Here is a 26,152-nt window from a genome sequence, read left to right on the forward strand (position 1 = left end):
TTAAAGGCGATCAGAGCATCGCCTTTAATTTTTGTAGTTTAGCGTGGTTAGATAGAGGTTTATCTTTGGAATGGATACACACTTCCTAATTTCATGATTTGAGTGAGCTCATCTAATGCGGTGCGTGATTCAATCACTAATTGTGGATCGGCTAAATCTTGAGTCGATAAGCGGTCGCGATAGTGTTTATCCACCCAAGTGTTTAAACGCGCGAATAAAGCATCGTTAAGTAAAGTGTGTTGATTCACGGCTGCGACTTCTCGCTCATTCATGGCAACCCGTAAACGCAAGCAGGCGGGGCCGCCACCATTTTGCATACTTTGTTTCACATCGAAATACAGCACTTGTTTGATTGGCGTATTTAACGTGAGTAGCTCATTTAAATACGCATAAACAGCCGGGTTCTCTTGGCAGTCCGTTGGCGCAATGATGGCCATTTCGCCTGAGGGAAGGGTGATTATCTGGGTGTTGAATAGATAGCTCTTTACCGCATCGTTAATCGCCACCTTGGCCGTTGGAACCTCGATAAAGAATAATTCGGTGTCGAGTTTTCGTCTTATTTCATCCAATTTAGCCTGTGTATTTAAGAATGCCTGCTCATGGTAAAACAGCACATTTTGGTTACCCACGGCGATCACATCATTGTGAAATACCCCTTGGTCAATGACATCGGGATTTTGTTGAATAAAGACACAGTTATCTTCCTCGAGTTGATGCAATCTTGCTATCGCCATCGAAGCTTCGAGGGTTTGTCTCGCGGGATATTTTTGCGGTCTTGGCGCATTAGGATTGGTGGCTTCTTGGCCGTAAACAAACAGCTCGACCCCAGCATGACCATATTCTTGGCACAGGCGAGTATGGTTCGCCGCGCCCTCATCACCGAAGCTATTATGCTCAGGTAAATGGTTATGATGATGAAAATAGTGGGGATCGTTGAAAGTTGCTGTTAAGATGCGCCCCGTTGTGATGGGCTCGATGCTGCGATGTAACTTATCTACTAAGTTGGCAGGGGTAAAATGCAGTTTACCGTCACGGGTGTCGGCACTGGGAGACACGGTTGCAGCATTTGCCGTCCACATACTCGAAGCACTGCAACAGGCATTAAGCAGCGCAGGCGCGGTTTTAGCGGCTTGTTGTAAAACTTGGGCATCACTGCCAGAAAAACCAATTCGGCGCAGTGTATTAAGATCTGGGCGCTCTTGTGGCGCTAACATGCCTTGGATCATCCCTAAATCAGCGAGTGCTTTGGCTTTTTGCAAACCTTGTTTAGCGGCGGCTTTAGGATTTGAGACTAAAGCGGCGTTGTTGAGTGAGGCCACATTGCCAAAAGACAAACCGGCATAATTGTGGGTTGGCCCAACGAGTCCGTCGAAATTCGCTTCAAAGTGCTTCATTGCTTATCCTTGTGATAGGGAAGGTTATTATTTATTCAAATGGTCCCTGAGGCGACCCAGTATACTGAAGGTTTTTGTGGGCACAAGCGCACGGTTTTGTGCTCAAAGCGACTTTTTCGCGATAAATGCATAACTATTTCTTGCTTGCTGGCAAATAATGAAATATTAGTTTTTAATTACGCAATATTATTTTTTTACATTTTTTCAACTTTGATTAAAAAGTGACTCGCTGGTACATATAAAAGAGGGATTAGCTTGAAACTCTCAATGCAACCCTCTATATATGGAGCCAATTTCCACCTTCTTGAGATTTTTTGGCGCAAATCAAACTATGGGTAAATCGCTAGTTATTGTCGAATCACCGGCCAAAGCTAAGACTATTAATAAATATCTTGGCAAAGAATTCATCGTTAAATCGAGCGTGGGGCATATCCGTGACCTACCAACTTCTTCTTCATCTGACGGCAATGAAAAGGTGAAATCCGCCGCCGAAGTGAAGAAGATGTCGCCAGAAGAAAAGGCGCGATATAAAAAGGTGAAAGACCACCAGGCGCTGGTGTCGCGTATGGGCGTTAACCCTGAAAAGGGCTGGGCGGCTAAATATCAAATCCTACCGGGTAAAGAGAAAGTCGTTAAAGAGCTGCAAGCCTTAGCCGATTCTGCTGACCAAATCTATCTCGCAACGGACTTAGACCGTGAAGGGGAAGCCATCGCCTGGCATTTGCAAGAGGTGATTGGTGGCGATCCTTCACGGTATCAACGCGTTGTATTTAACGAAATCACCAAATCTGCGATTCAAGAAGCCTTTAGTAAACCTTCTTCCCTCGACACTAATATGGTGAATGCCCAGCAGGCGCGACGCTTTTTAGACCGTGTCGTCGGCTTTATGGTGTCACCACTGTTGTGGAAGAAGGTTGCCCGCGGATTATCCGCAGGACGGGTACAATCCGTGGCCGTGCGTCTTGTGGTGGAGCGTGAAAGCGAAATCAAAGCCTTCGTACCTGAAGAGTTTTGGGATGTGCATGCACAGCTGAATACGCCTGCGAGCGAAGCGCTGCGCATGGAAGTGGTTAAGTACCTAGACTCAGCCTTCGAGCCAACAAACGAGCAGCAAGCGTTAGCCGCCGTTCAAGCCTTATCTTCTGCCAGCTTTAAAGTGATCGCTCGTGAAGATAAAGCGACCCAGAGTAAACCTTCGGCTCCTTTTATTACCTCAACCCTACAACAAGCGGCCAGTACTCGCCTAGGCTTTGGGGTGAAGAAAACCATGATGATGGCACAGCGCTTGTACGAAGCGGGTCACATCACTTATATGCGTACCGATTCGACAAACTTAAGCCAAGAAGCGTTAGACAGTGTGCGTGAGATGATCGGCAAGGAATATGGCACCAAGTATTTACCTGCCGAACCGATCCGCTACGGCTCTAAGGAAGGCGCGCAAGAGGCGCACGAAGCGATTCGTCCATCAAACGTGAAGGTCGAAGCGGCTGCCTTAACTGATATGGAACGTGATGCACAGCGTCTCTACGAGCTGATTTGGCGTCAGTTTGTCTCTTGTCAGATGACACCAGCCCAATACGATGCGACCAAACTCACGGTCAAGGCGGGTGACTACGAACTGAAAGCGACGGGACGTATCCTGCGCTTTGACGGTTGGACTCGTGTTCAAACCGCATTAAAAAAGAAAAATGAAGAAGACAATACCTTGCCTTCGGTGAACGAAGGTGATCTGTTGTCTCTGGTCGAATTAGAGCCTAAGCAACACTTTACTAAGCCGCCTGCCAGATACAGCGAAGCGTCATTGGTAAAAGAATTAGAGAAGCGTGGTATCGGTCGTCCTTCAACCTATGCCACTATTATTTCGACGATTCAAGAGCGGGGTTATGTCAAAGTTGAAAACCGCCGTTTCTACGCAGAGAAAATGGGCGAGATTGTCAGTGAGCGTTTAGTCGGTAGTTTTGCTGAGCTGATGAGCTACGATTTTACCGCCAGTATGGAACAGACACTCGACGATGTTGCCAGTGGTGAGCTGGATTGGAAAAAGGTTCTCGATGGTTTCTATGCCGACTTCACTAAACAATTAGAGAAGGCGGAATTGGCACCAGAAGAAGGCGGTATGCGCCTCAATCAAATGGTGATGACCAATATTAAGTGTCCGACTTGTGGTCGCCCTATGGGGATCCGTACCGGCACAACTGGGGTGTTCCTCGGTTGTTCGGGTTACGAGTTACCACCGAAAGAACGCTGCAAAACCACCATGAACTTAACGCCAGGCATTGAAGCGATTAGCGACAGTGAAGATGCCGAAACCGATGCGCTACGCGCCAAGCATCGCTGCGGCATTTGTGGTACGGCGATGGACAGCTACCTTATCGACGAAAAGCGTAAGCTGCACGTTTGCGGTAATAACCCCATCTGTGAGGGTTATGAAGTCGAAGAAGGACAATTTAAGATCAAAGGTTATGAAGGTCCATTAATTGAATGTGACCGCTGTGGCCATGATATGGAGCTGAAAAACGGCCGTTTTGGTAAGTATTTTGGTTGTACTAACGAGGAATGTAAGAATACTCGTAAGTTACTGAAAAACGGCGAAGCTGCGCCGCCAAAAGAAGATCCTATTTATCTGCCAGAGCTGAAATGCAGCAAGTCTGATGCGCATTTTGTGCTGCGTGATGGTGCGGCGGGGATTTTCTTAGCCGCCAGCACTTTCCCTAAATCTCGGGAAACCCGTGCGCCACTGGTTGAAGAGTTAGTGAAATATCGCGAGCTATTGTGGCCAAAATATCAGTACCTTGCCGATGCTCCTATCGCCGATGATGAGGGGAATAAAGCGGCGGTTAAGTTTAGCCGTAAGACCAAAGAGCAATATGTGGCGACCGAAGTTGACGGTAAAGCAACCGGATGGTCGGCCCATTATGTGAATGGTAAATGGGTGACTGAATCGACGGCGAAGAAAGCTAAGAAGTAACCTGATCTGAATAGGGTTTAGGATCCTTTTCTTCGTGGTTATAAATGGGTTCACTTAGGTGAGCCCATTTTGTTATCTAGGGTTCTTACAATCGCCGATTGCAGTAATGATGTTGGCGTATCGATAACCGAGATATTGTGAATAAAAATACCACGCATAAAAAAGCCAAGTCACAGACTTGGCTTTTTATGGAAAACGTTCTTAATTGAGCAATGCGATATCACCATTTCTTCTTCGGTTGAAACAGCATATCGATGTCATCTTCTTCATTTTTAGGTCTAGGCGCACTAGGTGCAGACAGTTTTTGTGCACCCATAATCTCATCTAACAACATTTTGGCTTCATCGACCTTGCGGGCAATAAAAGGATCATTCGGTGTTTGCGCTTTAATAGCGTGTAGGGTTGCTAAAGCTTTTGTGACCATTTGCTTAGACGAACCATATTGCTTCATAAAGCTCGCGGCACGGGCACGGGATAGCATGGAATCAACATTAATCCGTAGCTGTAAACTATCGATACGATTCTCTTCCTGAGCAAAAACATTGGGGTCGACTCGGCCCTTGTTGTGCTCTGCACGTAAAATGGCTTTCAGTTTCTTGAGTGTTTGTACTAACACTAAGATCTGCTTGTCATTATCCGGCAATCTAAAATTCTCAATAGGGGGCATCTGTGGCGTGTTAGATTGCAATGTCTCGATTTGTGACTTGAGATCGGTAAGACGACGTTGAAAATCCGATTGCTGTTGACTCGCACTTAAAGTGGTGGCGATTTCTAACGCTTCTTGCACACGACGATAGAGCACTAAAATGATGTGTGTACTGCAAGGGATCATCCCTGTGTTGGATAATACGGTTTCAGTTTCATCAATAATTGCGCGTTGACGGGCAAATTCTATGCGACGTTCAGCCTCAGCACGTTCTTTTTGTTGTTGTATAACGTTAATTCCGATAACAAGCAGTAAAAGTGCACCGATGAGGATCAGAACCAAGGTGAATGTCATAGCTGTTCCATTATTTATCTAATTGGGCTAATGCTACAATAAATCAATAAACTAGCATAGTTATCTTAGCCTAGGTTATCATTTCTGTCGTATGAAACTTAAGACTTGTGCTCTATATTCCTATTTGCTTTAATTTTTACTATATACTATAACGATTGATTATAGCTGATACTGAGTTGCGCCATGTTCGCCAATCCAATTCAGCCTGTTTGAGACAAGGACATAAGATGAAACTGCAACAGCTCAGGTATATTGCTGAGGTCGTCAAACACAACCTTAACGTATCGGCCACCGCGGAAAATTTATATACATCGCAACCTGGGATCAGTAAGCAAGTTCGCATGTTGGAAGATGAATTAGGCATTCAAATCTTCGGTCGCAGCGGTAAACATTTGACCCACGTGACACCCGCCGGACAACAGGTGATAAATATTGCCAATGACATCTTAGGCAAAGTCGAAAGCATTAAAAAAGTCTCCGAGGAATACACTAAACCTGATCAGGGTGAATTGAATATCGCGACCACGGATACGCAGGCGCGGTATGCGTTACCCCATATTATTCGCCAATTCATTGACCGCTATCCTAAAGTCAACCTGCATATGCACCAAGGCACGCCATCGCAGATCAGCGAACAAGCGGCGCGTGGCGATGCTGACTTTGCGATTGCCACCGAAGCGATGCACTTGTATTCCGACTTAATCATGTTGCCTTGTTACCATTGGAATCGCTCGGTTGTGGTTCCCAAAGATCATCCCTTGGCGACCCGTACCCATATCAGTATCGAAGATTTAGCCCGTTTCCCATTAGTCACTTATGTGTTTGGTTTTGACCGCGCATCGGAGATTGAAAAAGCTTTTAACCGCGCCAATCTCGAGCCGCGGGTGGTCTTTAGTGCGACCAGCGCCGATGTGCTGAAAACCTATGTACGTTTAGGCTTAGGAGTCGGGGTGATAGCCTCAATGGCGATTGACCCTAATATCGATAAAGACTTAGTGGCTATCGATGCGGGCCATTTATTTGCCCACAGCACGACTAAGATTGGTTTTAGAAAGGGTAGTTTCTTACGTAGTTATATGTATGATTTTATTCAACACTTTGCACCGCATTTGACTCGCGATGTCGTTGAAAAGGCGGTGGCACTACGCGATCAGCAATTGATTGATGAAATGTTTGCCGATAAAAACCTGCCAATGCGTTGATTCGCGGTTGTTAGAGACAATAAAAAATGCCGCAATGAATGCGGCATTTTTTATGCGAAATTGACAGCAGCCACGGCCGAATTAGGTCAAATCCACTTTATCCATTTCAAGCTGGCCTAAGGCAATAACGGCTTGAGTACGATTACGGACTCCTAGCTTTCTAAAAATCGCAGTAGCGTGGGCTTTGATGGTGGCTTCAGACACACCTAAGTCATAGGCGATCTGTTTATTGAGTAAGCCCTCGGCGAACATCTGCAACACTTTGTATTGCTGCGGCGTCAAGTCGGAGAGTTTGTTGGCCATCTTATCCGTATCATCATCTTCAATCGGGATGATTTCAGCACCAGCGGGCAACCAGATATCCCCAAATAATACGGCGGTGAGCGCTTCTTTTAAGGTTTCCATCGATGCCGATTTAGGAATAAAACCACTGCCGCCATAATGGATAGCACGGCTAATGGTATTGATATCCTCATGGGCCGAAATCACCACCACAGGCAGTTCAGGATAATGGGAGCGCAGGTGAATAAGCGTCGAATAGCCGTGGGAGCCAGGCATTTGCAGATCCAGCAAAACCAAATCGTAACTCACATTCTGTGAATCTAATACAGACTGTAAGGCATCGGCACTGTCGGCCTCATACCATTGGGTGTGTTCAAAGGCGCTACTGAGGGCTTGACGTAGTGCATTTCGAAACAATGGATGGTCATCGGCAATAATAATATTTAAGTTTTCTAGCTTCATGGCTTTGTTGGTTATGTTCGTGGCACGTGAAGATTAAACCCAATGTAACAGAAAAGTAATCGAGGATCCTATTGCTTTATGCAGTAAGATTGACAAAATTTTTATATGTTTCTGGTTGTTATACTTTTGTCTATCAAAAGTGGACGGGATATTCACATAGAAATAAGCCCCAAAACCAAGGGGTTTAAGGGCTAGAGTGCGTTATCTTGGCTGACTAAATATTATTCAGCGGTCCACACCTGAGTTGGGTGGCGTTGTTCGTCAACCGCAACAAAGGTGAATACACCGCGGATCGCATGCTCGCGATGGTCTTGATACATGTCTTCGACGAAAATATTCACTTCCACCTTTAACGAGGTATTACCCACATGGATCACGCGGGCGATGAGTTCGGCTAAGGTGCCGGCTGGAATAGGTTTTTTAAAGTCGATTCTATCGGAGCTGACGGTCACTAAGGTTTTACGGCAAAAGCGAGTCGCCGCAATAAAGGCGGTTTCATCCATCCAGGCTAACGCTTCGCCACCGAATAAGGTGTTGTGGTGATTGGTGATAGACGGGAATACCGCCTTGATCACCCGCGCTTCGGATTGATTGATCCGCTGTTCGATGACGTCAGAAAAGGCAGGGCGGCTAGAGTCGAGCGAGTTTGGCATACGGCAACCTGAGGTTATGCATTTTTAAAGAGGCGCAATTATAGTGAGTTTTCAATTTGAATGGTAGAAAACGCCTATATCGTTAGGTGTTAAGACTGCACGAAAAGTAAAAAGGCTTCCAGTGGAAGCCTTTTGCTGTGGGTCATCGACTTATTTGCCGAGAAGCTCACGTCTATCGCGAGAGGCTTTGGCCAGATCGCGCAGTAACTTTTCCGAGTCATTCCAATGCAGGCACGCATCTGTGATGCTTTGGCCGTAGCATAATGGTTGGCCCTCAACCACCTTCTGGTTGCCTTCCTGTAAGAAACTTTCGGCCATAACACCCGCAATTGCCGTGCTGCCAGCGCGCATTTGCGCCATGATATTATCGGCAACGACTAACTGCTTCAGGTGATTCTTTTCGCTATTACCATGGCTAAAATCAACCACCATACGCGGTGTTACATCGACAGACTCAAGTTTTAATCTTGCTTCTTCAATGTCTTGCTCAAAGTAATTCGGTTTTTTACCGCCACGTAAAATGATGTGGCCGTAAGGATTACCATGGGTGCGATAGACAGACATGGCACCATCTTTATCCGGTGAATAGAAGATATGTGGCACTTTTGCTGCGCGCACCGCATCGACGGCGATATTAATATTGCCATCGGTACCGTTCTTAAAGCCCACGGGGCAGGAGAGCGCCGAGGCCATCTCGCGGTGGACTTGGCTTTCGGTGGTGCGGGCACCGATAGCGCCCCAGGTGATTAGGTCGGCAATATATTGACCATTCACCATATCTAAAAATTCAGTGGCAATCGGTAACTTCAGCTCAGTGATTTGCTGCAATAACTCACGGGCAATACGTAAACCTTTATTTGGCTCGAAGCTGCCGTCTAAATCAGGATCGGAGATTAACCCCTTCCAACCGACGATAGTGCGTGGTTTTTCAAAATACACGCGCATTAAAATGCAGAGATCGTCCTTCAACTCTTGGTGCAATACGGCTAAACGGCGAGCGTAGTCGAGGGCGGCTTGAGTATCATGGATAGAGCAGGGGCCAATGATCACTAATAGGCGTTGATCTTCGCCCATAATAATGGCTTCGACTTCTCGACGTTGTTGTACGAGATAATCGGCTGCATCTTGGGTTAACGGGTACTCAGATGCCAGTTGTGCAGGTGAGATGACTTTAGCTAATAAGGAAGTGCGTAATTCGTCTGTTTTAATGGTCATTCAAAATACCGAGCTTGCGTGCGGCGCTTTTCGCCAGATTGCCTCGGATTATAACGAATCGAACAGCATTGCACAGTGCCAATTGTGTTAATTGTCGGCAACTGTGCAATGAATTTGATTTAAGTTAGACCTATTTAGCCTAAATCGAGGGACTCGATTGCCTCGTTCGAAATCATCAAGATTAGAACATATGACGTTCTAAGCCTGTCACGTCCAAAATCTTAGTGGCGATTTCTTCGACCGAGTGGTTGGTGGTGTCGATATAAGGAATACGTTCACGTTTAAACATCATCTCGACTTCTTTTACCTCTAAACGACACTGCTTTAAGGACGAGTAGCGGCTGTTTTCCATGCGGCTTTGGCGGATTTCATGTAAGCGCACCGGATCGATGGTTAGGCCGAACAACTTCTTCTTATTGCGTTTTAACGCTTCGGGCAGTTTCAGGTTATCCATATCGTCTTCGGTGAACGGATAGTTGGCCGCCTTAATACCAAACTGCATCGATAAATAGAGGCTGGACGGGGTTTTACCGCAGCGAGACACGCCAAGTAGGATTAAATCGGCCTGATCCATATGTTTCATGGTTTGGCCATCGTCATTGTCCATCGCAAAATTGATGGCATCGATACGGGCTTCGTAGCCGTGATTAGCTTTCCCGTGGGTGCGATGTAACACCGGAGAGGCGCTAACGCCTAAATGTTGTTCAAGTGGTGCAACGAAGGTATTTAAAAAATCGTAATCGAGACCTTCACTCGAATAAATAATGTCCCGAATTTCAGGTTTTACGATCGAATGGAACACTAACGGCCTTTCACCTGTTGTAATAAAACAATCATTAATTTGTCGTTTAACGTTCTCGGCTTTTGCCAATGTTTCAACAAATGGAATTGTAAGTGACTCAAATTCTAATGGAAATTGCGAGAGTACTGCATGCCCAAAAACCTCAGCTGTGATCGCTGTCCCGTCGGAGATGTAAAATACCTTTGGTGCCATACTGACCTCTTGTAGTAATAAAATTACAAATAAAATTATAGATTTACGCTGCTTCGGCGGGAGTGTAAAATGCCGCTGCCCTCGTGTGAAGGGGCCACTGAAATAAACTTGCGGAGATAGAACTGTGCAGCAATACGTACTCTGGTATCAGGAATTAGGCATGGGTGACGTCAACTTGGTTGGCGGTAAAAATGCTTCTCTTGGCGAGATGATCAGCAATCTAGCTAATGCCGGTGTTCAAGTACCTGGCGGATTTGCGACTACTTCTTATGCGTTCAATGAGTTCCTTGAACAAAGTGGAGTAAACCAGAAGATTTATGACATCCTAGCAACATTGGATGTAGATGATGTCAATGCACTGGCACAAGTAGGTGCACAGATCAGACAATGGGTTATCGATACCCCGTTCCAACCAGCTCTAGAGCAAGCGATTCGTGAAGCTTACGACAAACTTGCCGCTGAAACGAGCGATGCATCATTCGCGGTGCGTTCTTCTGCTACCGCAGAAGACATGCCAGATGCTTCTTTTGCTGGTCAGCAAGAAACCTTCTTAAACGTGAAAGGATTTGACTCAGTACTCGTGGCGATTAAGCACGTGTTCGCGTCACTCTTTAACGACCGTGCAATTTCATACCGTGTTCACCAAGGTTATGAGCACCACGGTGTTGCCCTGTCTGCCGGCGTACAACGCATGGTTCGTTCAGACAAAGCGGCATCAGGTGTGATGTTCACCATGGACACTGAATCAGGCAACAACGATGTGGTGTTTATCACTTCATCTTTCGGTCTGGGTGAAATGGTTGTTCAAGGTGCGGTAAACCCTGACGAATTCTATGTTCACAAACCTATCCTCACTCAAGGCCATAAAGCCGTTGTTCGCCGTAATATCGGTAGCAAGCTCATCCAGATGGTGTATTCCGATGATGCTTCTCACGGCAAACAAGTGAAAATTGAAGACGTTGCTGCTGAAAAACGTCGCCAATTCTCCATCAACGACGCCGAAGTGATGGAACTGGCTAAACAAGCTATGGTTATCGAAAAACACTACGGTCGTCCAATGGATATCGAGTGGGCGAAAGACGGTAACGATGGCAAACTTTATATCGTTCAAGCGCGTCCAGAAACGGTTCGCAGCCGTGAAGACGTACAATTAATTGAACGTTACCACTTAAAGAGCCGTGGCGCGGTGATCTCTGAAGGTCGTGCTATCGGTCATAAAGTGGGTTCAGGCGTGGCTAAGGTATTAACTTCAATCGCTGACATGGATCAAATCCAGCCTGGCGATGTGTTAGTGACCGACATGACTGACCCAGATTGGGAACCTATCATGAAGCGCGCCAGCGCCATCGTGACTAACCGTGGCGGCCGTACCTGTCACGCGGCGATTATTGCCCGTGAATTAGGTGTACCTGCAGTAGTAGGTTGTGGCGACGTGACCGACCGTATCAAGAATGGTCAGTTAGTGACGGTTTCTTGCGCCGAAGGTGACACTGGTTACATCTACGAAGGTAAGCAAGAGTTCGAAGTGGTGTCTAACCGCGTTGACGCTCTGCCTGCATTACCGATGAAAATCATGATGAACGTGGGTAACCCAGATCGCGCCTTTGATTTCGCTCGTTTACCAAACGAAGGTGTGGGTCTAGCGCGTTTAGAGTTCATCATCAACCGCATGATCGGTATTCACCCGAAAGCGCTGCTTGAATTCAACCAACAAGACGCTGCGCTGCAGGAAGAAATCAACGAGATGATCGCAGGTTACGACTCTCCTGTTGAGTTCTACATTGCCCGCTTAGTCGAAGGTATCGCCTCAATCGGTTCAGCTTTCTATCCGAAGAAAGTGATCGTGCGTATGTCTGACTTCAAGTCTAACGAATACGCTAACTTAGTAGGTGGTGATCGTTACGAGCCAGAGGAAGAAAACCCAATGTTGGGCTTCCGTGGTGCAAGCCGTTATATTTCCGAATCATTCCGCGATTGTTTCGCGTTAGAATGTGAAGCGATTAAGCGCGTGCGTAACGAGATGGGTCTGAAGAACGTTGAAGTGATGATCCCATTCGTCCGTACCGTGAAAGAAGCCGAGCAAGTGATTGAACTGCTGAAAGAGCAGGGCTTAGAGCGTGGTAAAGATGGTCTGCGCGTCATCATGATGTGTGAAGTACCGTCAAACGCGCTGTTAGCGGACCAATTCCTTGAGCACTTCGATGGTTTCTCTATTGGCTCAAACGACTTAACCCAGTTATCACTCGGTCTTGACCGTGACTCAGGCATCATCAGCCACCTGTTCGATGAGCGTAACGAAGCCGTTAAGATCCTGCTGTCTATGGCCATTAAAGCGGCTAAGGCGAAGGGCGCTTACATCGGTATCTGTGGTCAAGGACCTTCAGATCACGCAGATTTCGCCGCCTGGTTAGTTGAACAAGGCATCGATACCGTATCGTTAAACCCTGATACAGTGATTGATACTTGGTTATATTTAGCCGAAGCGCACGGTTGATCTCGGTTGTAATTTTATAAAGGTGTTAAAAAAGCCGCTTTTTAGCGGCTTTTTTTTGTTTATAATGGGCCGCATAACAATAATTGACTGAAGCCGCTCATGTTACCTCTGTTATCACACCAACAAACCTTAGAACCTGTCTATCTGGCCTATCTTGATGCCTTAGCGCAAAGTGGCTACGCCGGTGACATCGATAAGCGCTACAGCGCGCGCCTCGTGCAGGCCACGGATAACTCCGTGTACCAATTTTTGCCGCAGGCGGTGCTTTATCCTAAGCATCAAAAAGATATTCAAATTGCCTTGTCGCTGGCGGCAAAAGCTGAATTTGTGGGTGTGACTTTTAGTGCCAGAGGCGGCGGTACGGGCACCAATGGCCAATCACTGACCCACGGCTTGATCCTCGATGTTTCTCGCTACATGAATCGCGTATTGGAAGTGAACCCCGAGCAGGGTTGGGTACGCGTCGAGGCGGGTGTCGTCAAAGATGCGCTAAACGATGCGCTGCGTCCCCACGGTTATTTTTTCAGTCCCGATCTCTCAACCTCAAACCGCGCCACTATCGGCGGTATGATTAATACCGATGCCTCGGGCGCGGGATCCTTAGTTTACGGTAAAACCTCTGATCACGTGCTGGCGCTACGCAGCGTATTGATTGATGGCAGCGTGTTCGACACTCGTCCCCTCGATGCGGGTCTGCTATGTAACCCCGATAACGTGAGCGATAACCCGCTCGGGCAAAAACTGATTTCGGCGATTGCCGAGGTGTGCCGCGAGAAGCGTGCGCTGATCGAACAACAATTCCCTAAGCTCAATCGTTTTTTAACCGGATATGACTTAAAGAATGTCTGGAACAACGGCTTAACCCAGTTCGATCTCTCGCGTATTTTAACTGGCTCTGAAGGCACGCTGGCGGTGATCACCGAAGCGAAGCTCAATATCACACCACTGCCGAGTGAGCGGGCGATGGTGAACATTAAGTACGATTCCTTCCAGTCTGCGCTGCGCCATGCGCCATCCTTAGTGGCTGCGCGGGCCACTGTGGTCGAAACCGTGGACTCAAAAGTGCTTAACCTTGCCCGTGAGGACATAGTTTGGCATTCGGTTTCAGACCTTATTCAAGAAGTGCCGGGCAAAGTGATCGATGGCCTCAATATGGTTGAGTTTGCAGGTGATGCCGGTGAGGTGAGCGAAAAGCTTGCAGCACTCGAAGCCGTGCTGACCGAGCAAATCAGCCGTGGTGAGTGTGGTGTGGTTGGTTATCAAGTCACTCAAGATAAGGCCAGCATTGAGAAAATCTACGGCATGCGTAAAAAAGCCGTGGGCCTGCTCGGTGCTACCAAGGGACGTCGTAAACCCATTGCGTTTGCCGAAGATACGGCAGTGCCGCCCGAAATGCTCGCCGATTATATTATGGAGTTCCGTGCGCTACTCGATAGTCACAATTTGCAATACGGCATGTTTGGCCATGTGGATGCGGGCGTTTTGCACGTGCGGCCCGCGCTGGATATGTGCGATGTCGAAGATGAAAAACTGCTTAGGGTGATTTCTGATCAAGTCGCGGCGCTGACACTCAAATATGGCGGCCTGATGTGGGGCGAGCACGGTAAGGGCGTGCGCGGCGAATATGGTCCATCGGTATTTGGTGACGAGCTTTATGGCGTGCTGCAAGACATTAAAGGCCTGTTTGACCCTGATAATCGGCTCAACCCAGGTAAGTTAGTGGCGCCCAAGCAAGCGGGTGGCCTGTGTTTTGATGTGGACAGTACTAAGCGCGGCAAGTTTGACCGGCAAATTCCGGTCGAAGTGCGCGATGCCTATCCCGATGTGATGAACTGTAATGGTAATGGGCTGTGCTTTAACTACAGCAGTTTCTCACCTATGTGTCCGTCATTTAAAGTGACGGGAGACAGAGTTCAGTCGCCTAAGGGGCGCGCGGGCTTAATGCGTGAGTGGCTGCGTTTGCTTGAATCTGAAGGCGTCGATGTCAATGCGCTGGCCAGAGCCAAACCCTTAGGCATTTTGCAGCGCATGCAAAATACCCTCAATGCGAAGCGCGATTACGATTATTCCCACGAAGTGATGGAATCACTGAAGGGTTGTTTAGCCTGTAAGGCCTGCTCGAGCCAATGTCCGGTGAAAGTGGATGTGCCTAAATTTAGGGCGCAGTTCTTTAATATTTACTATCAACGTTACCTGCGTCCGGCTAAAGATTATCTGGTGGCGGGCATCGAGGACAGTTTACCTATTATGGCGGCGGCGCCAAGGTTGACCAATTTCGCCTCGCAAAACCCGCTCAGCCAATGGGTGATCAAAAAAGCCATCGGTTATGTGGATGCGCCAGCGCTGTCGGTGCCGACATTAAAACAACGGCTCGATGGTCATGCGAGTCGCGGTTATGATCTGGCGGCATTACAGGCCATCCCCGCCGATGAGCGGGCAAAATTTGTGTTAGTGGTGCAAGATCCGTTTAACAGTTTCTACGATGCAGGCTTGGTGTATCGTTTTATCCAACTGATTGAAACATTAGGATTAAAGCCCGTTTTATTACCCTTTAAACCCAATGGTAAACCCACTCATATCAAGGGCTTCTTGGATAAATTTGCCAAAACGGCGCAGTCGAGCGCGGATTTCTTAAACCAAGTGCATAAGTTAGGCATGCCTATGGTGGGCATCGATCCTGCCTTAGTGCTCTGTTATCGCGATGAATATAAAGAAATCTTAGGGACGAATCGCGGCGCGTTTGAGGTGAAACTGGCTAACGAATGGCTCCTTAGCATTCTGCAGGATATTCCCACTAAGGCCATGCAAGATAAACAATTTACTTGGTTTAGCCATTGTACTGAGTCTACGGCGAAGCCGAATACCGCCAATGAGTGGAGCAAAATCTTCACTCACTTTGGCGCTAAATTAACCGCGGTGAATCTGGGTTGTTGCGGCATGGCGGGTACTTACGGCCATGAGGCTGAGAATCTTGAGCGTTCTAAGACCTTGTTTGATATGTCGTGGAAAGACACTTTGAGCAAGATAGATGCGTCGCAGGTGTTAGTCTCGGGCTATTCATGTCGCAGCCAAGTGAAACGTTTCGCCGGGTATAAGCCAAAACATCCATTAGAGGCTTTATTGGAGCTTTCTAAGGCTTAACGCAATTTTGACTTAGGGATTGGATAATCCCTAAGGCAATGCCACACTAAACCAGTCGTCAGGCTGGTTTTTTTATTGAGGGGACGCTATGGAAAAGCACACGGACAATGTTATCGACACGCTACAGGAATTCACCAGCAAGCCAGCGCCGGATGTCACCGCACAACCAACGGCGCTGTGTAGTGAAGTCGCGTTATTTCGTATCCAACTCTCCGGTGACTGGATATATCAGGACAGCCCATTACCGACCAAGTTTGCCAAGTTATTTGCCAGTATTTTACATGGTATCGATGGCGAGCATTTTCTGATCACGCCTGTCGAGAAGGTGAGAGTCGAGGTGGAAGATGCGCCATTGGTGATTGTCGATTATGTAATGAATGACACAGCACCTAGCTTGACGCTCAAAAGCAGTATCGGGACTGAACATCAGATTGCGGATCTCAAACGACTAAAGCTTACCGACTTTGGGATTTATCTGCCCCTAGAGCGCGGCTTATGGGGAAAATTAAGTCGCGCCTGTTACTATAATTTTGTGAATGAATTCAATTTATCCGACGACCAAGGGTCGGATGCATAAAGATTTTGATTGCAATTACTTGGGCAAGCTGACTAGTTTATTACAGGTTAAGTGGTAGTATTAAAACTGACTTCGGCGAATATCCTTTTGCTTGTGGTCTGTGTTGATGGGTCTAAATGGTGTTTTCGGAGGTGCTGTTTGAACCGCTATGAAAGCTTAGGCTATCTTGTTTCCCACTTGAATATTGAGCTGCAAAATGAGCTCGATATCCAGCTGAAACGCTATCAGCTCGACATAAAGTTGTGGCCGGTGTTGTTCGCGCTTTGGCAGGAGGAGGGGATCACTCAGACCGAGCTGTCTAAGCGTTGCGATGTGGCCAACTATACCATGACCCGTCTGCTCGATCAGTTGCAGGTTCAGGGATTGATCACCCGTCACCAAGAGCTCGATAACCGCCGAGCTTTCCAGATTTTCCTCACCGATGAGGCTAAGGCGCTGGAGCAGGATTTGATCCGTGAGGCCGAGCGCGTCAATGAGAAATACCTGTCCAATCTCAGCGAAGAGGAGCGCCAGCAGTTTATGCGCTTACTCAATAAGATAAATCGCTTACCTTCACTCACAGAGCTGTAAGCTCTGCCCTTAGACAATGCTGTTTAACCGTCTCCACGCATTCGCTAATGGCGATTAAACTGCTATCACAATGTTTGTTTTCTCAGCGTATTGGTTTGTTACTAATACTCCGGCCTATTACTCATTCTTGTTTTAACCAGCAGTACAAATTGCTACCCGAGTATTGTTGCAAAAATGTTTCTCTAAACGCCATCTTGTTGCACTGGAAGCTTGCATTCCAACACAAAAACATTGCTCAGATTGGTTTGTCGACTGAGCAATTACAAGGTGATTTTTCAGGGAACATGAAATGAAACAACTCTTTAAGCGCAGCCGTATTGCTGCGACCTGTCTTATGGCGATGGGGCTCGCGACCAGTTACGCCACGCTGGCGGATGATAGTGCGTTCGTGGATGCACAGTCTGGTGCGGTGCAATTTACCTTAATTACGGGTGAGGTGGTCACAGCGGTCGTGCGTGCTGATGGCTCACTCGGCGGGATCCGTTTGCTCGGTGAACATGGGGCCGAGGTGATCACCAGTATTTTTCAAAATGCGAATGGCCAATATCTTATTACCCCCAAAGCCCAACCACTGGTGACATCTAAAGCCGTCGATTTAGAGCTCTTTAACATCACTAAATTACATGCAGCGGGCTATGACGATGCTTCCACCGATAAGCTGCCCGTGATTATCGAATACCAAGATGGCACGCTGGCGGGCTCTGCGGTACCTAATCCTATTGAAGGGGCGACATTAACCGATGAAATCGAGCTTATTGACAGCGCCGCCTTTGGTGTGAGTAAGTCGAAAGCGGCTAAGGTATGGGAAACCCTCAGCAAAGATGCTTCGGTGAAATCTGTATGGTTAGATGCCGTGGTGCATGCCGATAAAGAGGTACCAAATGGCGTGAATGCATTGGCAAACTTAACTCCAACCGTGCCGTTAACCGGTGCCTATGGCAATTTAGCCAAGCACTTCAATGGTCAAGGTGTCACTGTTGCAGTACTTGATACTGGTTATGATCTTGATCATAACGATTTAGCAGAGCAAGTGCTTGTCAGCAAAGATTTTACCTATTCCAGTAATGGAATAGACGATCTCAATGGTCATGGTACACACACCGCGGCTACTATTGCGGGGACGGGTGTCGAATCTAATGGTCGCTGGGCGGGCATGGCGCCAGGAGCCAAGCTGCTGGTGGGCAAGGTACTGACAAATGCGGGCTCCGGCTCTACTAGTGGGATCTTGAGTGGTATGCAGTGGGCCGTGGCTCAAGGCGCCGATGTGGTCAGCATGTCTTTAGGTGGCAGTGGCACTAGCTGTACTGGGCCGCTTGTCGATATGGTCGAAGCCTTGAGCGACAAAGCCCTGTTTGTGGTATCGGCGGGCAATAGTTTTACCCGCGAGACGGTGGGGATCCCAGGATGTGCTCCGAGTGCGTTAACCGTGGGGGCCGTTGACCGCGACAATCACACCGCATCTTTCTCTTCCCGAGGACCTTCTCCTGATGGCCATTCTGCAAAACCCGATATCGCCTCCCAAGGTGTGGATGTCGTGTCGGCGGCTTCAGGGGGATTTGGCTTGACGGCCTATCGCGCTCTGTCGGGTACCTCCATGTCGGCGCCCCATGTGTCAGGCGGTGCGGCGATTGTGATGCAAGCAAGACCCGAATTGAGTCCGCGCCAAGTGAAAGAAGTGTTGACCTCTTCGGTATTACCGAACGATTCACACGTGCTTGAACAAGGCGCTGGGCCTATGGATGTGAATCGCGCAATCGCTCAAAGCATTATCGCGCCGCCCAATATGGAGCTTGGCTCCTTTGCCTATGATCAGGATATTGGCGTTACAGAAAAAACCATTAGTTTGCGCAACTTATCCGATAAGGACATTAATCTTAAGCTGAAAATGAGCTTGATAGGTGAAGATGGTAAAACCCGTATGCCAGCCACATTGGCGGGGTTAAGCCTTAACAGTATTACCGTCCCTGCCAATGGGAGTGCTGAGATCCCAGTGTGGATAGACTCGAGTGTGGCACTGCGTAGTGGCGCCTATGGCACTATCACTGGGCGCATCGAAGGTACAACAACGGGTAAATCCGATGAACGGGTTACTGTACCTGTGTCATTCTGGATCGAGCCGCCGCAGGTAAACTTGAGCTTAAGTGTGACCGATATGCGTGGTCATCCTGCCACCTCGCCATCAAAAGTGTATTTGATGAATGAGGAAGATGATTGGGGACAAGCCGTAAGCTTAACCAATGGCCAAGCGAGCGTGAAAGTGCCTGAGGGTAACTATTCAATCGTCGCTAATGTTATGACCTACGACAATGATTTTACTTCAAATGGTTTAGTGGAATCGGCGACTCAAATGGCGGTGCTTAATCGTAAGTTAAGCCAAGATACCCACCTCGAGTTTGATGCCGGTAATGCTGAAAAATTGCAGTTTAAAGCCAGTAAGCCGTTAGCGACGCAAGGTTTCTCCTTTGGATTTACCTATGCATTGGATGATAACAAGCTAGCAAAATTGGCGGCGATGGACTTTGCACCCGACTATGTGAAGGATATGTACACTTGGTCACAGGGGCACGATGACAGATTCCGCTCCTTCGTGACGACTCGTGCTATTGCCCCCGAAGCTGTGCTGACGATGCAAAATGGGGAAGTGCTGGAGTATAACAAGCAAGGTTTGGCAATGTCCTTCAATGGCCAAGGCAGTGCTGAAGCAGTATTTGTGGGCGATGGCGGTTACAGCACGGATTGGACTCAGTTCGAGCTTAAGGGACGCATTGCACTCATAGGTAATCCCTATTATTTGACTTCAACCATGGTGAACAATGCCCTGAAAAATGGCGCGATAGGGGTAATTTTCTATCGTCCGGGTCTTAAGGGCCGTTACAAGGGAACGATTGGTGGCACGCCGCGCATTCCTGCTGTAGGGATCAGTTCAGAGCAAGGTGAAGCTCTATTGACGCAGGTGGAAGCGGGTAACAATATCGTCAGTTGGTCAGGAATTGCTGCAGAGCGTACACCCTATGCTTATTCCATTAACCATATCACCGATGGTCGCATCGATGGTGGTCAAGTGGTGTTGCAAGAGCACAAGATGCAGAAAATTAGCGCTGCCTATCATTCACAAAATGATGAGCGCCCTGTGTTTGTGGATGTGATGGGGATGACCAATAGTACGGGCGAGTTTTATTCCACGGGCAGCACGCAAATGGTGATGACACCGATTGTCCGTGATGAATACTACACGGCAACCAGTAAAAATATGTGGACCAACATCGTTATGCCTGGCTCTGCGATGACGGCCGAAGGTGCTTACTTCGATGGTCCACGTATGATGACCGAAGGCAGAGTTGAGAGCACCTCTTGGCTTAAAGGACCTAAGGCGGGGAGTTTGTGGCGCAATTGCCTATCGCGATACAAATACTATCGATTTAAGTATTGTGCGATTCGGTGATGCGGCAGGGCATGATGGCACAGGTGGCTACAATTCACAGTCTCTCTATGGACTGAAAGTGAATGGTCAGAACACTTATCTCGACAGTGGGCTGCTGACGCTTCCAGACTCGAATGCTCAAGTAGAACTCGAAATTCGCTCCTACGCTCGTGGTGTCGGTAGCAGCTCACCGATTAAAGATAACTTAGGCTCTTTCTACCAAGGGATTTATCACTTCAGCACGGATTCGAGTAAGCAAGGTGTTCAGGCGGTATTGGTACCTAAAATCGATATTCCAGTCGCGCTTGATAACACTGTAGCTGCGGGTGAAGCGGTTACCGTCAAGCTTGCGGGTGTGATGGATGGCATAGGTCAAGTTGACTTGGCTGATGTCAGCTTAGAGTACGGTTATGGCCAAGAGTGTTCACTGGCAGCAGTCTCTGTATCGATTTACTGCCCCGTTGCGAGTAAATTTGCTGAAAGTGCATGGAAAACGGCAGAAGTCAAAATGGTCGATGGTCAGTGGGCTGCGACCATTCCTAACGATGCTGCCGCGGGTAATTTTGTGCATTTACGTGTACAAATGAACGATGGCAGTAGCACTGGGCAGCAGACTATGATGCGGGTTTATATGCTGAAGTAATATGCCAGAGTAGTTTGGATAACACCGCTATTGTTTAGGCAATAGCGGTTTTTTATTACTGAATGTTTAACACGGCTTAGAAAGGGAAGAGCACGGCGAGCAGCACTAAACTGGAACCCAGCAGTAACCCCTGTTGCAGCAGACGTTGGCCTTGAATAAGGCTGTTTTTACCTTGTTTTAAGCTGGTAATAAGTTGATTGTGTTTATAAATTCGGCAAGTCAACTCATCGGTTTGGGGATCGATAAACAGCTTGAAACTGCATTGATGGCCATCATTGAGCTGCACTTTATGTACGCTGTTCGGGCCAAAGTTAAACTTGCGCGACACCATCAGCCCATTCACGAACACACGTTCAATTCCAAACCAATCACTGGCCTGTAGCTCAACCGAGTCCTGATTTAACTCGTACTTAAAACTGACCATATGCAATCCCTTCATTGACAGACGAGTGATTAATTCAAGCAGAGGCACATAGGCTTTTCCACTACAGAAAAGTGAATTTTACGTGGCGTTTTGGTATCTGATTGGTATTAAGAGGAATTTATTTTTAGCTGGATAAACGAAGCGAGGGAAGAGGTTGAGGCGAACAACAAGTCGTTGTCCGCCTATAGCATGATTAGGCTTTTGCTGCTTGATAAATGGCACGGGCCATTTCGTCTGCAACCGCCGCAGTAGTGCGGTTTTCAGCGTCGGCTTTAGTGAAAATCTTCAGCAATGTATTGTAGATTTCTCTGACCTTAGCTTCTGATTTCGCTGCGTCATAGTCTTTTTCAAATGACACGTTGATGATACCGCCAGCGTTAATCACATAGTCTGGCGCATACAGAATGCCCATTTCTTTTAACTGCTCGCCATGGCGAACTTCGGCTAATTGGTTGTTGGCGCAACCGGCAACAATCTTAGCTTTAAGCTGTGGCAAGGTCACATCGTTTAAGGTGGCACCTAATGCACATGGCGCATAGACATCAACGTCTTGGGCATAGATATCCTGTGGGGCAACGACGATGGCGCCAAAGTCGGTAGCCACTTTGTCGAGTGAAGCTTGGTGAATATCGGTGACGATAAGCTCTGCACCTTCTTCATGTAGATGTTTACACAGGTAGTAACCCACATGGCCCACACCTTGAACGGCGATTTTAAGGCCTTTTAAGCTGTCTAAACCGAGTTTGTGTTTAACGGCAGCTTTGATCCCTAAATAGGTGCCTAATGCGGTAAAGGGTGATGGATCGCCGCTCTTGCCTTCAAGACCCGCCATGTATGGGGTTTCTTGATGGGCGATCATGATATCCGCTGTAGTGGTACCTACGTCTTCTGCTGAATAGTAACGTCCACCCAGGCTATTGATAAAACGGCCAAAAGCACGGAAGAGGGCTTCGCGATCAGGGCGCTTAGGATCGGCAATAATTACTGACTTACCACCACCCATAGTCAAACCTGCGAGGGCGTTTTTGTACGTCATACCGCGGGAGAGGCGTAATACGTCTGTCAGGGCTTCATCGTCGGATTGGTAGTTCCACATCCGGCAGCCACCCACAGCAGGACCTAAGTTGGTGTTATGGATGGCAACGATGGCTTTTAAGCCACTCTCTTTATCATGACAGAATACGACCTGTTCATGCTCATCAAAGGATACATGATTAAATACAGCCACGTGAAGTTCTCCGCTATACACAATAAAACGTCGATGGAATGGCTTCCCATCGACAGCTCGTTATATTTATTGCAGAACCATAGCATTTAGCGATACTCTCAACCATGCATAATGACCGAATAAATAGATTATTTGTGGCAATCTAGCTTTCCACTTTACGTAAACGTAAGGTTTTTAGTGTGAAACCAGTTTTTACTGGGATAATCTCAGACATTAGAACGATTCGCGTGCTGTCCCAAGAATGAGAGCCGCGTAATAACAATAAGATAGGACGGAAGTATGACTGAACAAGCTGTCGACCAGGCTCAACCAACAATCTCTCCAGAAGAAATGGAGAAACTGCGCCAAGAGTGGGTCAGAACTCAATTCCAAAAAGCGAACCGTTTTTTAGCAGAAAAAGGGGTGATCCCAAGTAAAGTGCTAGCCGACGAAAGCCGTTATCTGGCACCTTATTTAGCGATTTGGAAAATGGAATCTAAGCGTCCTTCGGCCAAAACCTATTGGGTGATGTCTGGCGATTTACCGTCGGATTTCGTTGATATACATGTCGCTAAAACTGCTAGAGATGCAGTTAGACATTTTTCTATGATGTGGCAGATGCAGGCTGAAAACCTGATCCGCTCAGGCGCGGTTCGACGCGATGCGACGCAGGCGAAATTTGCGCAGTTATTAGTCTCGCGTGCTGAGAGCTTGTATCGTATTTATAATGACGAAAAGCTTTGGAATACCAATGCTTAATCTAGTGTTAGCGTAAAAATTAAAGGCACTCAGTTGAGTGCCTTTATTGTTTTGGATGACGCTAATTAGTCACCTAACGCAATAGTGCGCTAAGACTTAAGCTTCATCGTCACTTAAATAATACAAGCCTTGATTGATAAGCTGGAGCAGCAGCGCTTGCACTTCGGCATGCTCACACAGTGCCATGGCGCTGTCGCAATCAAAGCTAACATGGTCGCTTAACTGGGTTAATACGGCTTCTGGCGTATTGGGCAGCTCATAAATTTCGCCATTGATGAATAAGCGTGATTGAGTGTCGTTTTCTAAGCGCAGCACTTTTAAGCCACCGATACGATTAACGCCGGCACCTTGCTCGAAGGCATCCTGCAGATCGTCGGCGTTATAGGCTTCTTCACCCTCACAAATATCCAGTTCAAAGCGGTTTTGACTCAACAGTTTACCCAGCACCACTTGATAGCTTGTTGGATCTTGAGCGAGCTGGCTTAACAGCGACATGATCCCGAGCTGATGATCTTGACTGATCACGCCAGGATTTGCAGGCTCTGACGCCGAGGTGAAACGCTGCTGACCTAAGTTATTGTCGAGCAAGTAATCGGCAACTTCACTGGCGAGCTCCTGTTGGCTCGGTGCGCGGTAACCAATTGAATAGCTTAAGGCTAAGGTTAAGGTTTCACCGCAGTGTGGGTAACCAGGCGGAATATATAGCACGTCGCCTTTCTCTAATACCACGTCGATGATGGGCTCGAAGTCTTCCACCAGTGGCGAGTTCGGGTTGCCGCCACGGCGTTGCTGCGGCGTATTAGCCCCAACAGTCCAGCGACGCTCGCCTTCACCTTGGATGATAAACACATCGTAGTTATCAACGTGTGGACCGACACCGCCACTTGGGGTCGCGAAGGACACCATCAAATCATCGAATCGCCAGTCGGGCAGAAAACGAAACGCTTCCACTAATGGCTGAGAGTCCGGGTACCAATGGTTTACGGCTTGCACCAGTAATTGCCAGTGGGTTTCACCGTAATTGTCGTAATCCTCGAACGGGCCCTGGATCACTTCCCAGTTGTCTTTTTGAGTGACCACGATGCGCGAGGTGATTTCTTCTTCACAGGCAAGGCCTGCAAGCTCATCGGCGCTGATAGGATCTTCAAAGTCAGGGAAGGCCCCCTTGATGACTACAGGTTTTTGTTGCCAGTGTTCCTTGAGGAACTGGGCGATATCGAGATTGAGTGTATACATAGTGTCAAAAAAGGCGACTACATCGAATGTAACCGCCTTAATCCTTATTTGTGGCTGATAAACAATATCAGCTCGCGAATCTTTGCTCTTGCTACTTTATGAGCAAATTCCGCTGAGCTAAAAATATTAGTTAAGCTCGTCGACGAAGGCTTCAGCACGGCCAATGTAGTTGGCTGGCGTCATCTTCTTCAGCTCTGCTTTCACTTCTTCAGGCAGGGCTAAACCGTCGATGAATACTGCTAATTGCTGGGCATCGATACGCTTACCGCGAGTCAGTTCTTTTAACTTCTCGTAGGGTTTTTCAATACCATAGCGACGCATAACGGTTTGTACTGGCTCGGCTAAGACTTCCCAGTTTTGGTCGAGTTCGGCACGTAAATGATCTTCGTTCACTTGTAACTTGCTGATGCCTTTTAAGGTGGCTTGGTAGGCGATCAGCGAGTGGGCAATACCCACGCCTAAGTTACGCAGTACGGTTGAGTCGGTCAGGTCACGTTGCCATCTTGATACTGGCAGCTTAGACGCTAAGTGTTGCATCAGTGCGTTAGCAATCCCGAGGTTACCCTCAGAGTTTTCAAAGTCGATTGGGTTGACTTTGTGTGGCATGGTGGATGAACCAATTTCACCGGCAACGGTACGTTGCTTGAAGTGACCAAGGGCAATGTAACCCCAAATGTCACGGTCGAAGTCAATCAGGATAGTGTTGAAACGCGCGATGGCATCAAACAGTTCGGCGATGTAATCGTGTGGCTCGATTTGCGTGGTGTAAGCGTTCCAGTGCAGGCCTAAGCTGGTGACAAAACGCTCAGACAGTGCATGCCAGTTCACTTCTGGGTAAGCAGATAAGTGAGCGTTGTAGTTACCCACGGCGCCGTTAATTTTACCCATGACTTCAACAGCTGCGATCTGCTTGATTTGACGCTCTAAACGTACCGCAACGTTGGCCATTTCTTTACCTAACGTCGAAGGCGAAGCGGGTTGACCGTGGGTGCGTGACATCAATGGCACTGAGCGGTATTCAACGGCCAGTTTTTTGATGGCGCTGAGCAGTTCATTGCAGTATGGCAGAACCACTTGCTCACGGGCTTCGGTCAACATTAAGCCGTGGCTCAGGTTGTTGATGTCTTCAGAGGTACAGGCGAAGTGAACAAATTCACCCACAGCGGCGAGTTCGGCGTTGTCTGCGATTTTTTCTTTGATGAAGTATTCAACCGCTTTTACGTCGTGGTTGGTGGTGCTTTCAATGGCTTTCACGCGTAGCGCATCTTGCTCGCTGAAATTGTCTTTAATTGCATCTAACACCGCGATAGCAGATTCGCTCAGTGGCGGCACTTCAGTGATTTCTGGGCAATCGGCGAGTAATTTTAACCAGTTGATTTCAACTTGAACACGGTACTTAGTAAGACCGAACTCGCTGAAAATCCCTCGCAATGACGCTGTTTTACTACCGTAACGGCCGTCTACCGGAGAGATAGCAGTTAGTGCGGAAAGATCCATGTGAAGCTCCTTG

19 protein-coding genes are annotated in these 26,152 nt (G+C 47.7%); 9 read left to right on the forward strand and 10 right to left on the reverse strand.

Annotated elements, in window-relative coordinates; genetic code table 11:
* Nucleotides 1-59: 59 nt before the first annotated feature.
* Nucleotides 60-1,394, reverse strand: a complete 1,335-nt coding sequence (gene astB / locus M0415_RS03550; RefSeq protein WP_109287775.1) for an N-succinylarginine dihydrolase — start codon at nt 1,392-1,394, stop codon at nt 60-62.
* Between the two features lie 331 nt (nt 1,395-1,725).
* Here astB and topA point away from each other — a divergent pair, with 331 nt between their 5' ends.
* On the forward strand, nt 1,726-4,362 hold the full coding sequence (gene topA, locus M0415_RS03555) for a type I DNA topoisomerase (RefSeq protein ID WP_249555605.1): 2,637 nt from the start codon (nt 1,726-1,728) through the stop codon (nt 4,360-4,362).
* A gap of 220 nt (nt 4,363-4,582) precedes the next feature.
* Here topA and zomB read toward each other — a convergent pair whose 3' ends face one another.
* Nucleotides 4,583-5,362, reverse strand: a complete 780-nt coding sequence (gene zomB, locus M0415_RS03560) for a flagellar motor control protein ZomB (protein ID WP_011716752.1) — start codon at nt 5,360-5,362, stop codon at nt 4,583-4,585.
* Between the two features lie 227 nt (nt 5,363-5,589).
* On the opposite strand from zomB, the gene cysB reads away from it, so the two are divergent.
* Nucleotides 5,590-6,564: an HTH-type transcriptional regulator CysB gene (cysB, locus tag M0415_RS03565; protein WP_011622367.1), complete on the forward strand. Its 975-nt coding sequence runs from the start codon at nt 5,590-5,592 to the stop codon at nt 6,562-6,564.
* Nucleotides 6,565-6,645: 81 nt separating this feature from the next.
* Here the strand turns inward: cysB and M0415_RS03570 are convergent, their stop codons facing one another.
* The 4 genes from M0415_RS03570 to ppsR form a co-directional block, all read right to left on the reverse strand.
* Nucleotides 6,646-7,308, reverse strand: coding sequence for a response regulator transcription factor (locus M0415_RS03570; RefSeq protein ID WP_086903577.1), 663 nt, complete (start codon nt 7,306-7,308; stop codon nt 6,646-6,648).
* 221 nt (nt 7,309-7,529) lie between these two features.
* Nucleotides 7,530-7,961 carry an acyl-CoA thioesterase gene (locus tag M0415_RS03575; RefSeq protein ID WP_249555604.1) on the reverse strand — a complete coding sequence of 144 codons (432 nt, stop codon included), beginning with the start codon at nt 7,959-7,961 and terminating at the stop codon, nt 7,530-7,532.
* A 150-nt stretch (nt 7,962-8,111) separates the two neighbouring features.
* On the reverse strand, nt 8,112-9,176 hold the full coding sequence (locus tag M0415_RS03580) for a 3-deoxy-7-phosphoheptulonate synthase (protein WP_249555603.1): 1,065 nt from the start codon (nt 9,174-9,176) through the stop codon (nt 8,112-8,114).
* A 181-nt stretch (nt 9,177-9,357) separates the two neighbouring features.
* Nucleotides 9,358-10,170 carry a posphoenolpyruvate synthetase regulatory kinase/phosphorylase PpsR gene (gene ppsR, locus M0415_RS03585; RefSeq protein WP_011622371.1) on the reverse strand — a complete coding sequence of 271 codons (813 nt, stop codon included), beginning with the start codon at nt 10,168-10,170 and terminating at the stop codon, nt 9,358-9,360.
* 124 nt (nt 10,171-10,294) lie between these two features.
* Between ppsR and ppsA the strand changes: the two genes are divergently transcribed.
* The 6 genes from ppsA (at nt 10,295) to M0415_RS03615 (ending at nt 21,016) form a co-directional block, all read left to right on the forward strand.
* On the forward strand, nt 10,295-12,664 hold the full coding sequence (ppsA, locus tag M0415_RS03590; protein WP_011716755.1) for a phosphoenolpyruvate synthase: 2,370 nt from the start codon (nt 10,295-10,297) through the stop codon (nt 12,662-12,664).
* A gap of 99 nt (nt 12,665-12,763) precedes the next feature.
* Nucleotides 12,764-15,805: a D-2-hydroxyglutarate dehydrogenase YdiJ gene (ydiJ, locus tag M0415_RS03595; protein WP_249555601.1), complete on the forward strand. Its 3,042-nt coding sequence runs from the start codon at nt 12,764-12,766 to the stop codon at nt 15,803-15,805.
* Nucleotides 15,806-15,893: 88 nt separating this feature from the next.
* Nucleotides 15,894-16,382, forward strand: a complete 489-nt coding sequence (locus tag M0415_RS03600; RefSeq protein WP_249555600.1) for a DUF1285 domain-containing protein — start codon at nt 15,894-15,896, stop codon at nt 16,380-16,382.
* Nucleotides 16,383-16,520: 138 nt separating this feature from the next.
* Complete coding sequence (locus tag M0415_RS03605; protein ID WP_220057915.1) at nt 16,521-16,952, forward strand: MarR family winged helix-turn-helix transcriptional regulator; 432 nt, start codon at nt 16,521-16,523, stop codon at nt 16,950-16,952.
* Between the two features lie 289 nt (nt 16,953-17,241).
* Nucleotides 17,242-20,394, forward strand: coding sequence for a S8 family serine peptidase (locus M0415_RS03610; RefSeq protein WP_249555598.1), 3,153 nt, complete (start codon nt 17,242-17,244; stop codon nt 20,392-20,394).
* On the forward strand, nt 20,381-21,016 hold the full coding sequence (locus tag M0415_RS03615) for a peptidase (RefSeq protein WP_249555596.1): 636 nt from the start codon (nt 20,381-20,383) through the stop codon (nt 21,014-21,016). The genes M0415_RS03610 and M0415_RS03615 overlap by 14 nt, the downstream gene beginning before the upstream one ends.
* Nucleotides 21,017-21,092: 76 nt before the next feature.
* Here the strand turns inward: M0415_RS03615 and M0415_RS03620 are convergent, their stop codons facing one another.
* Nucleotides 21,093-21,440, reverse strand: coding sequence for a hypothetical protein (locus tag M0415_RS03620; protein WP_249555594.1), 348 nt, complete (start codon nt 21,438-21,440; stop codon nt 21,093-21,095).
* A 193-nt stretch (nt 21,441-21,633) separates the two neighbouring features.
* Nucleotides 21,634-22,668 carry a Glu/Leu/Phe/Val dehydrogenase dimerization domain-containing protein gene (locus M0415_RS03625; RefSeq protein ID WP_011716761.1) on the reverse strand — a complete coding sequence of 345 codons (1,035 nt, stop codon included), beginning with the start codon at nt 22,666-22,668 and terminating at the stop codon, nt 21,634-21,636.
* Between the two features lie 279 nt (nt 22,669-22,947).
* Between M0415_RS03625 and M0415_RS03630 the strand changes: the two genes are divergently transcribed.
* Nucleotides 22,948-23,406 carry a DUF4826 family protein gene (locus tag M0415_RS03630; RefSeq protein WP_249555592.1) on the forward strand — a complete coding sequence of 153 codons (459 nt, stop codon included), beginning with the start codon at nt 22,948-22,950 and terminating at the stop codon, nt 23,404-23,406.
* Nucleotides 23,407-23,502: 96 nt separating this feature from the next.
* On the opposite strand, the gene M0415_RS03635 is transcribed toward M0415_RS03630, so the two are convergent.
* Nucleotides 23,503-24,642 carry a ribosomal protein uL16 3-hydroxylase gene (locus tag M0415_RS03635; RefSeq protein WP_249555590.1) on the reverse strand — a complete coding sequence of 380 codons (1,140 nt, stop codon included), beginning with the start codon at nt 24,640-24,642 and terminating at the stop codon, nt 23,503-23,505.
* 126 nt (nt 24,643-24,768) lie between these two features.
* Nucleotides 24,769-26,139: an adenylosuccinate lyase gene (gene purB, locus M0415_RS03640; RefSeq protein ID WP_249555588.1), complete on the reverse strand. Its 1,371-nt coding sequence runs from the start codon at nt 26,137-26,139 to the stop codon at nt 24,769-24,771.
* Between the last annotated feature and the right edge of the window lie 13 nt (nt 26,140-26,152).

It is taken from the genome of Shewanella sp. 10B (assembly GCF_023475885.1).
GTDB lineage: Bacteria > Pseudomonadota > Gammaproteobacteria > Enterobacterales > Shewanellaceae > Shewanella > Shewanella mangrovisoli.

What these genes read in the sequence shown, in the direction of transcription:
- zomB (WP_011716752.1), bottom strand. Translation starts at nt 5,362, where the DNA reads ATGACATTCACCTTGGTTCTGATCCTCATCGGTGCACTTTTACTGCTT.
- ydiJ (WP_249555601.1), top strand. Translation starts at nt 12,764, where the DNA reads ATGTTACCTCTGTTATCACACCAACAAACCTTAGAACCTGTCTATCTG.
- topA (WP_249555605.1), top strand. Translation starts at nt 1,726, where the DNA reads ATGGGTAAATCGCTAGTTATTGTCGAATCACCGGCCAAAGCTAAGACT.
- M0415_RS03635 (WP_249555590.1), bottom strand. Translation starts at nt 24,642, where the DNA reads ATGTATACACTCAATCTCGATATCGCCCAGTTCCTCAAGGAACACTGG.
- M0415_RS03600 (WP_249555600.1), top strand. Translation starts at nt 15,894, where the DNA reads ATGGAAAAGCACACGGACAATGTTATCGACACGCTACAGGAATTCACC.
- M0415_RS03570 (WP_086903577.1), bottom strand. Translation starts at nt 7,308, where the DNA reads ATGAAGCTAGAAAACTTAAATATTATTATTGCCGATGACCATCCATTG.
- ppsR (WP_011622371.1), bottom strand. Translation starts at nt 10,170, where the DNA reads ATGGCACCAAAGGTATTTTACATCTCCGACGGGACAGCGATCACAGCT.
- purB (WP_249555588.1), bottom strand. Translation starts at nt 26,139, where the DNA reads ATGGATCTTTCCGCACTAACTGCTATCTCTCCGGTAGACGGCCGTTAC.
- M0415_RS03580 (WP_249555603.1), bottom strand. Translation starts at nt 9,176, where the DNA reads ATGACCATTAAAACAGACGAATTACGCACTTCCTTATTAGCTAAAGTC.
- cysB (WP_011622367.1), top strand. Translation starts at nt 5,590, where the DNA reads ATGAAACTGCAACAGCTCAGGTATATTGCTGAGGTCGTCAAACACAAC.
- M0415_RS03630 (WP_249555592.1), top strand. Translation starts at nt 22,948, where the DNA reads ATGACTGAACAAGCTGTCGACCAGGCTCAACCAACAATCTCTCCAGAA.
- M0415_RS03610 (WP_249555598.1), top strand. Translation starts at nt 17,242, where the DNA reads ATGAAACAACTCTTTAAGCGCAGCCGTATTGCTGCGACCTGTCTTATG.
- M0415_RS03620 (WP_249555594.1), bottom strand. Translation starts at nt 21,440, where the DNA reads ATGGTCAGTTTTAAGTACGAGTTAAATCAGGACTCGGTTGAGCTACAG.
- astB (WP_109287775.1), bottom strand. Translation starts at nt 1,394, where the DNA reads ATGAAGCACTTTGAAGCGAATTTCGACGGACTCGTTGGGCCAACCCAC.
- M0415_RS03575 (WP_249555604.1), bottom strand. Translation starts at nt 7,961, where the DNA reads ATGCCAAACTCGCTCGACTCTAGCCGCCCTGCCTTTTCTGACGTCATC.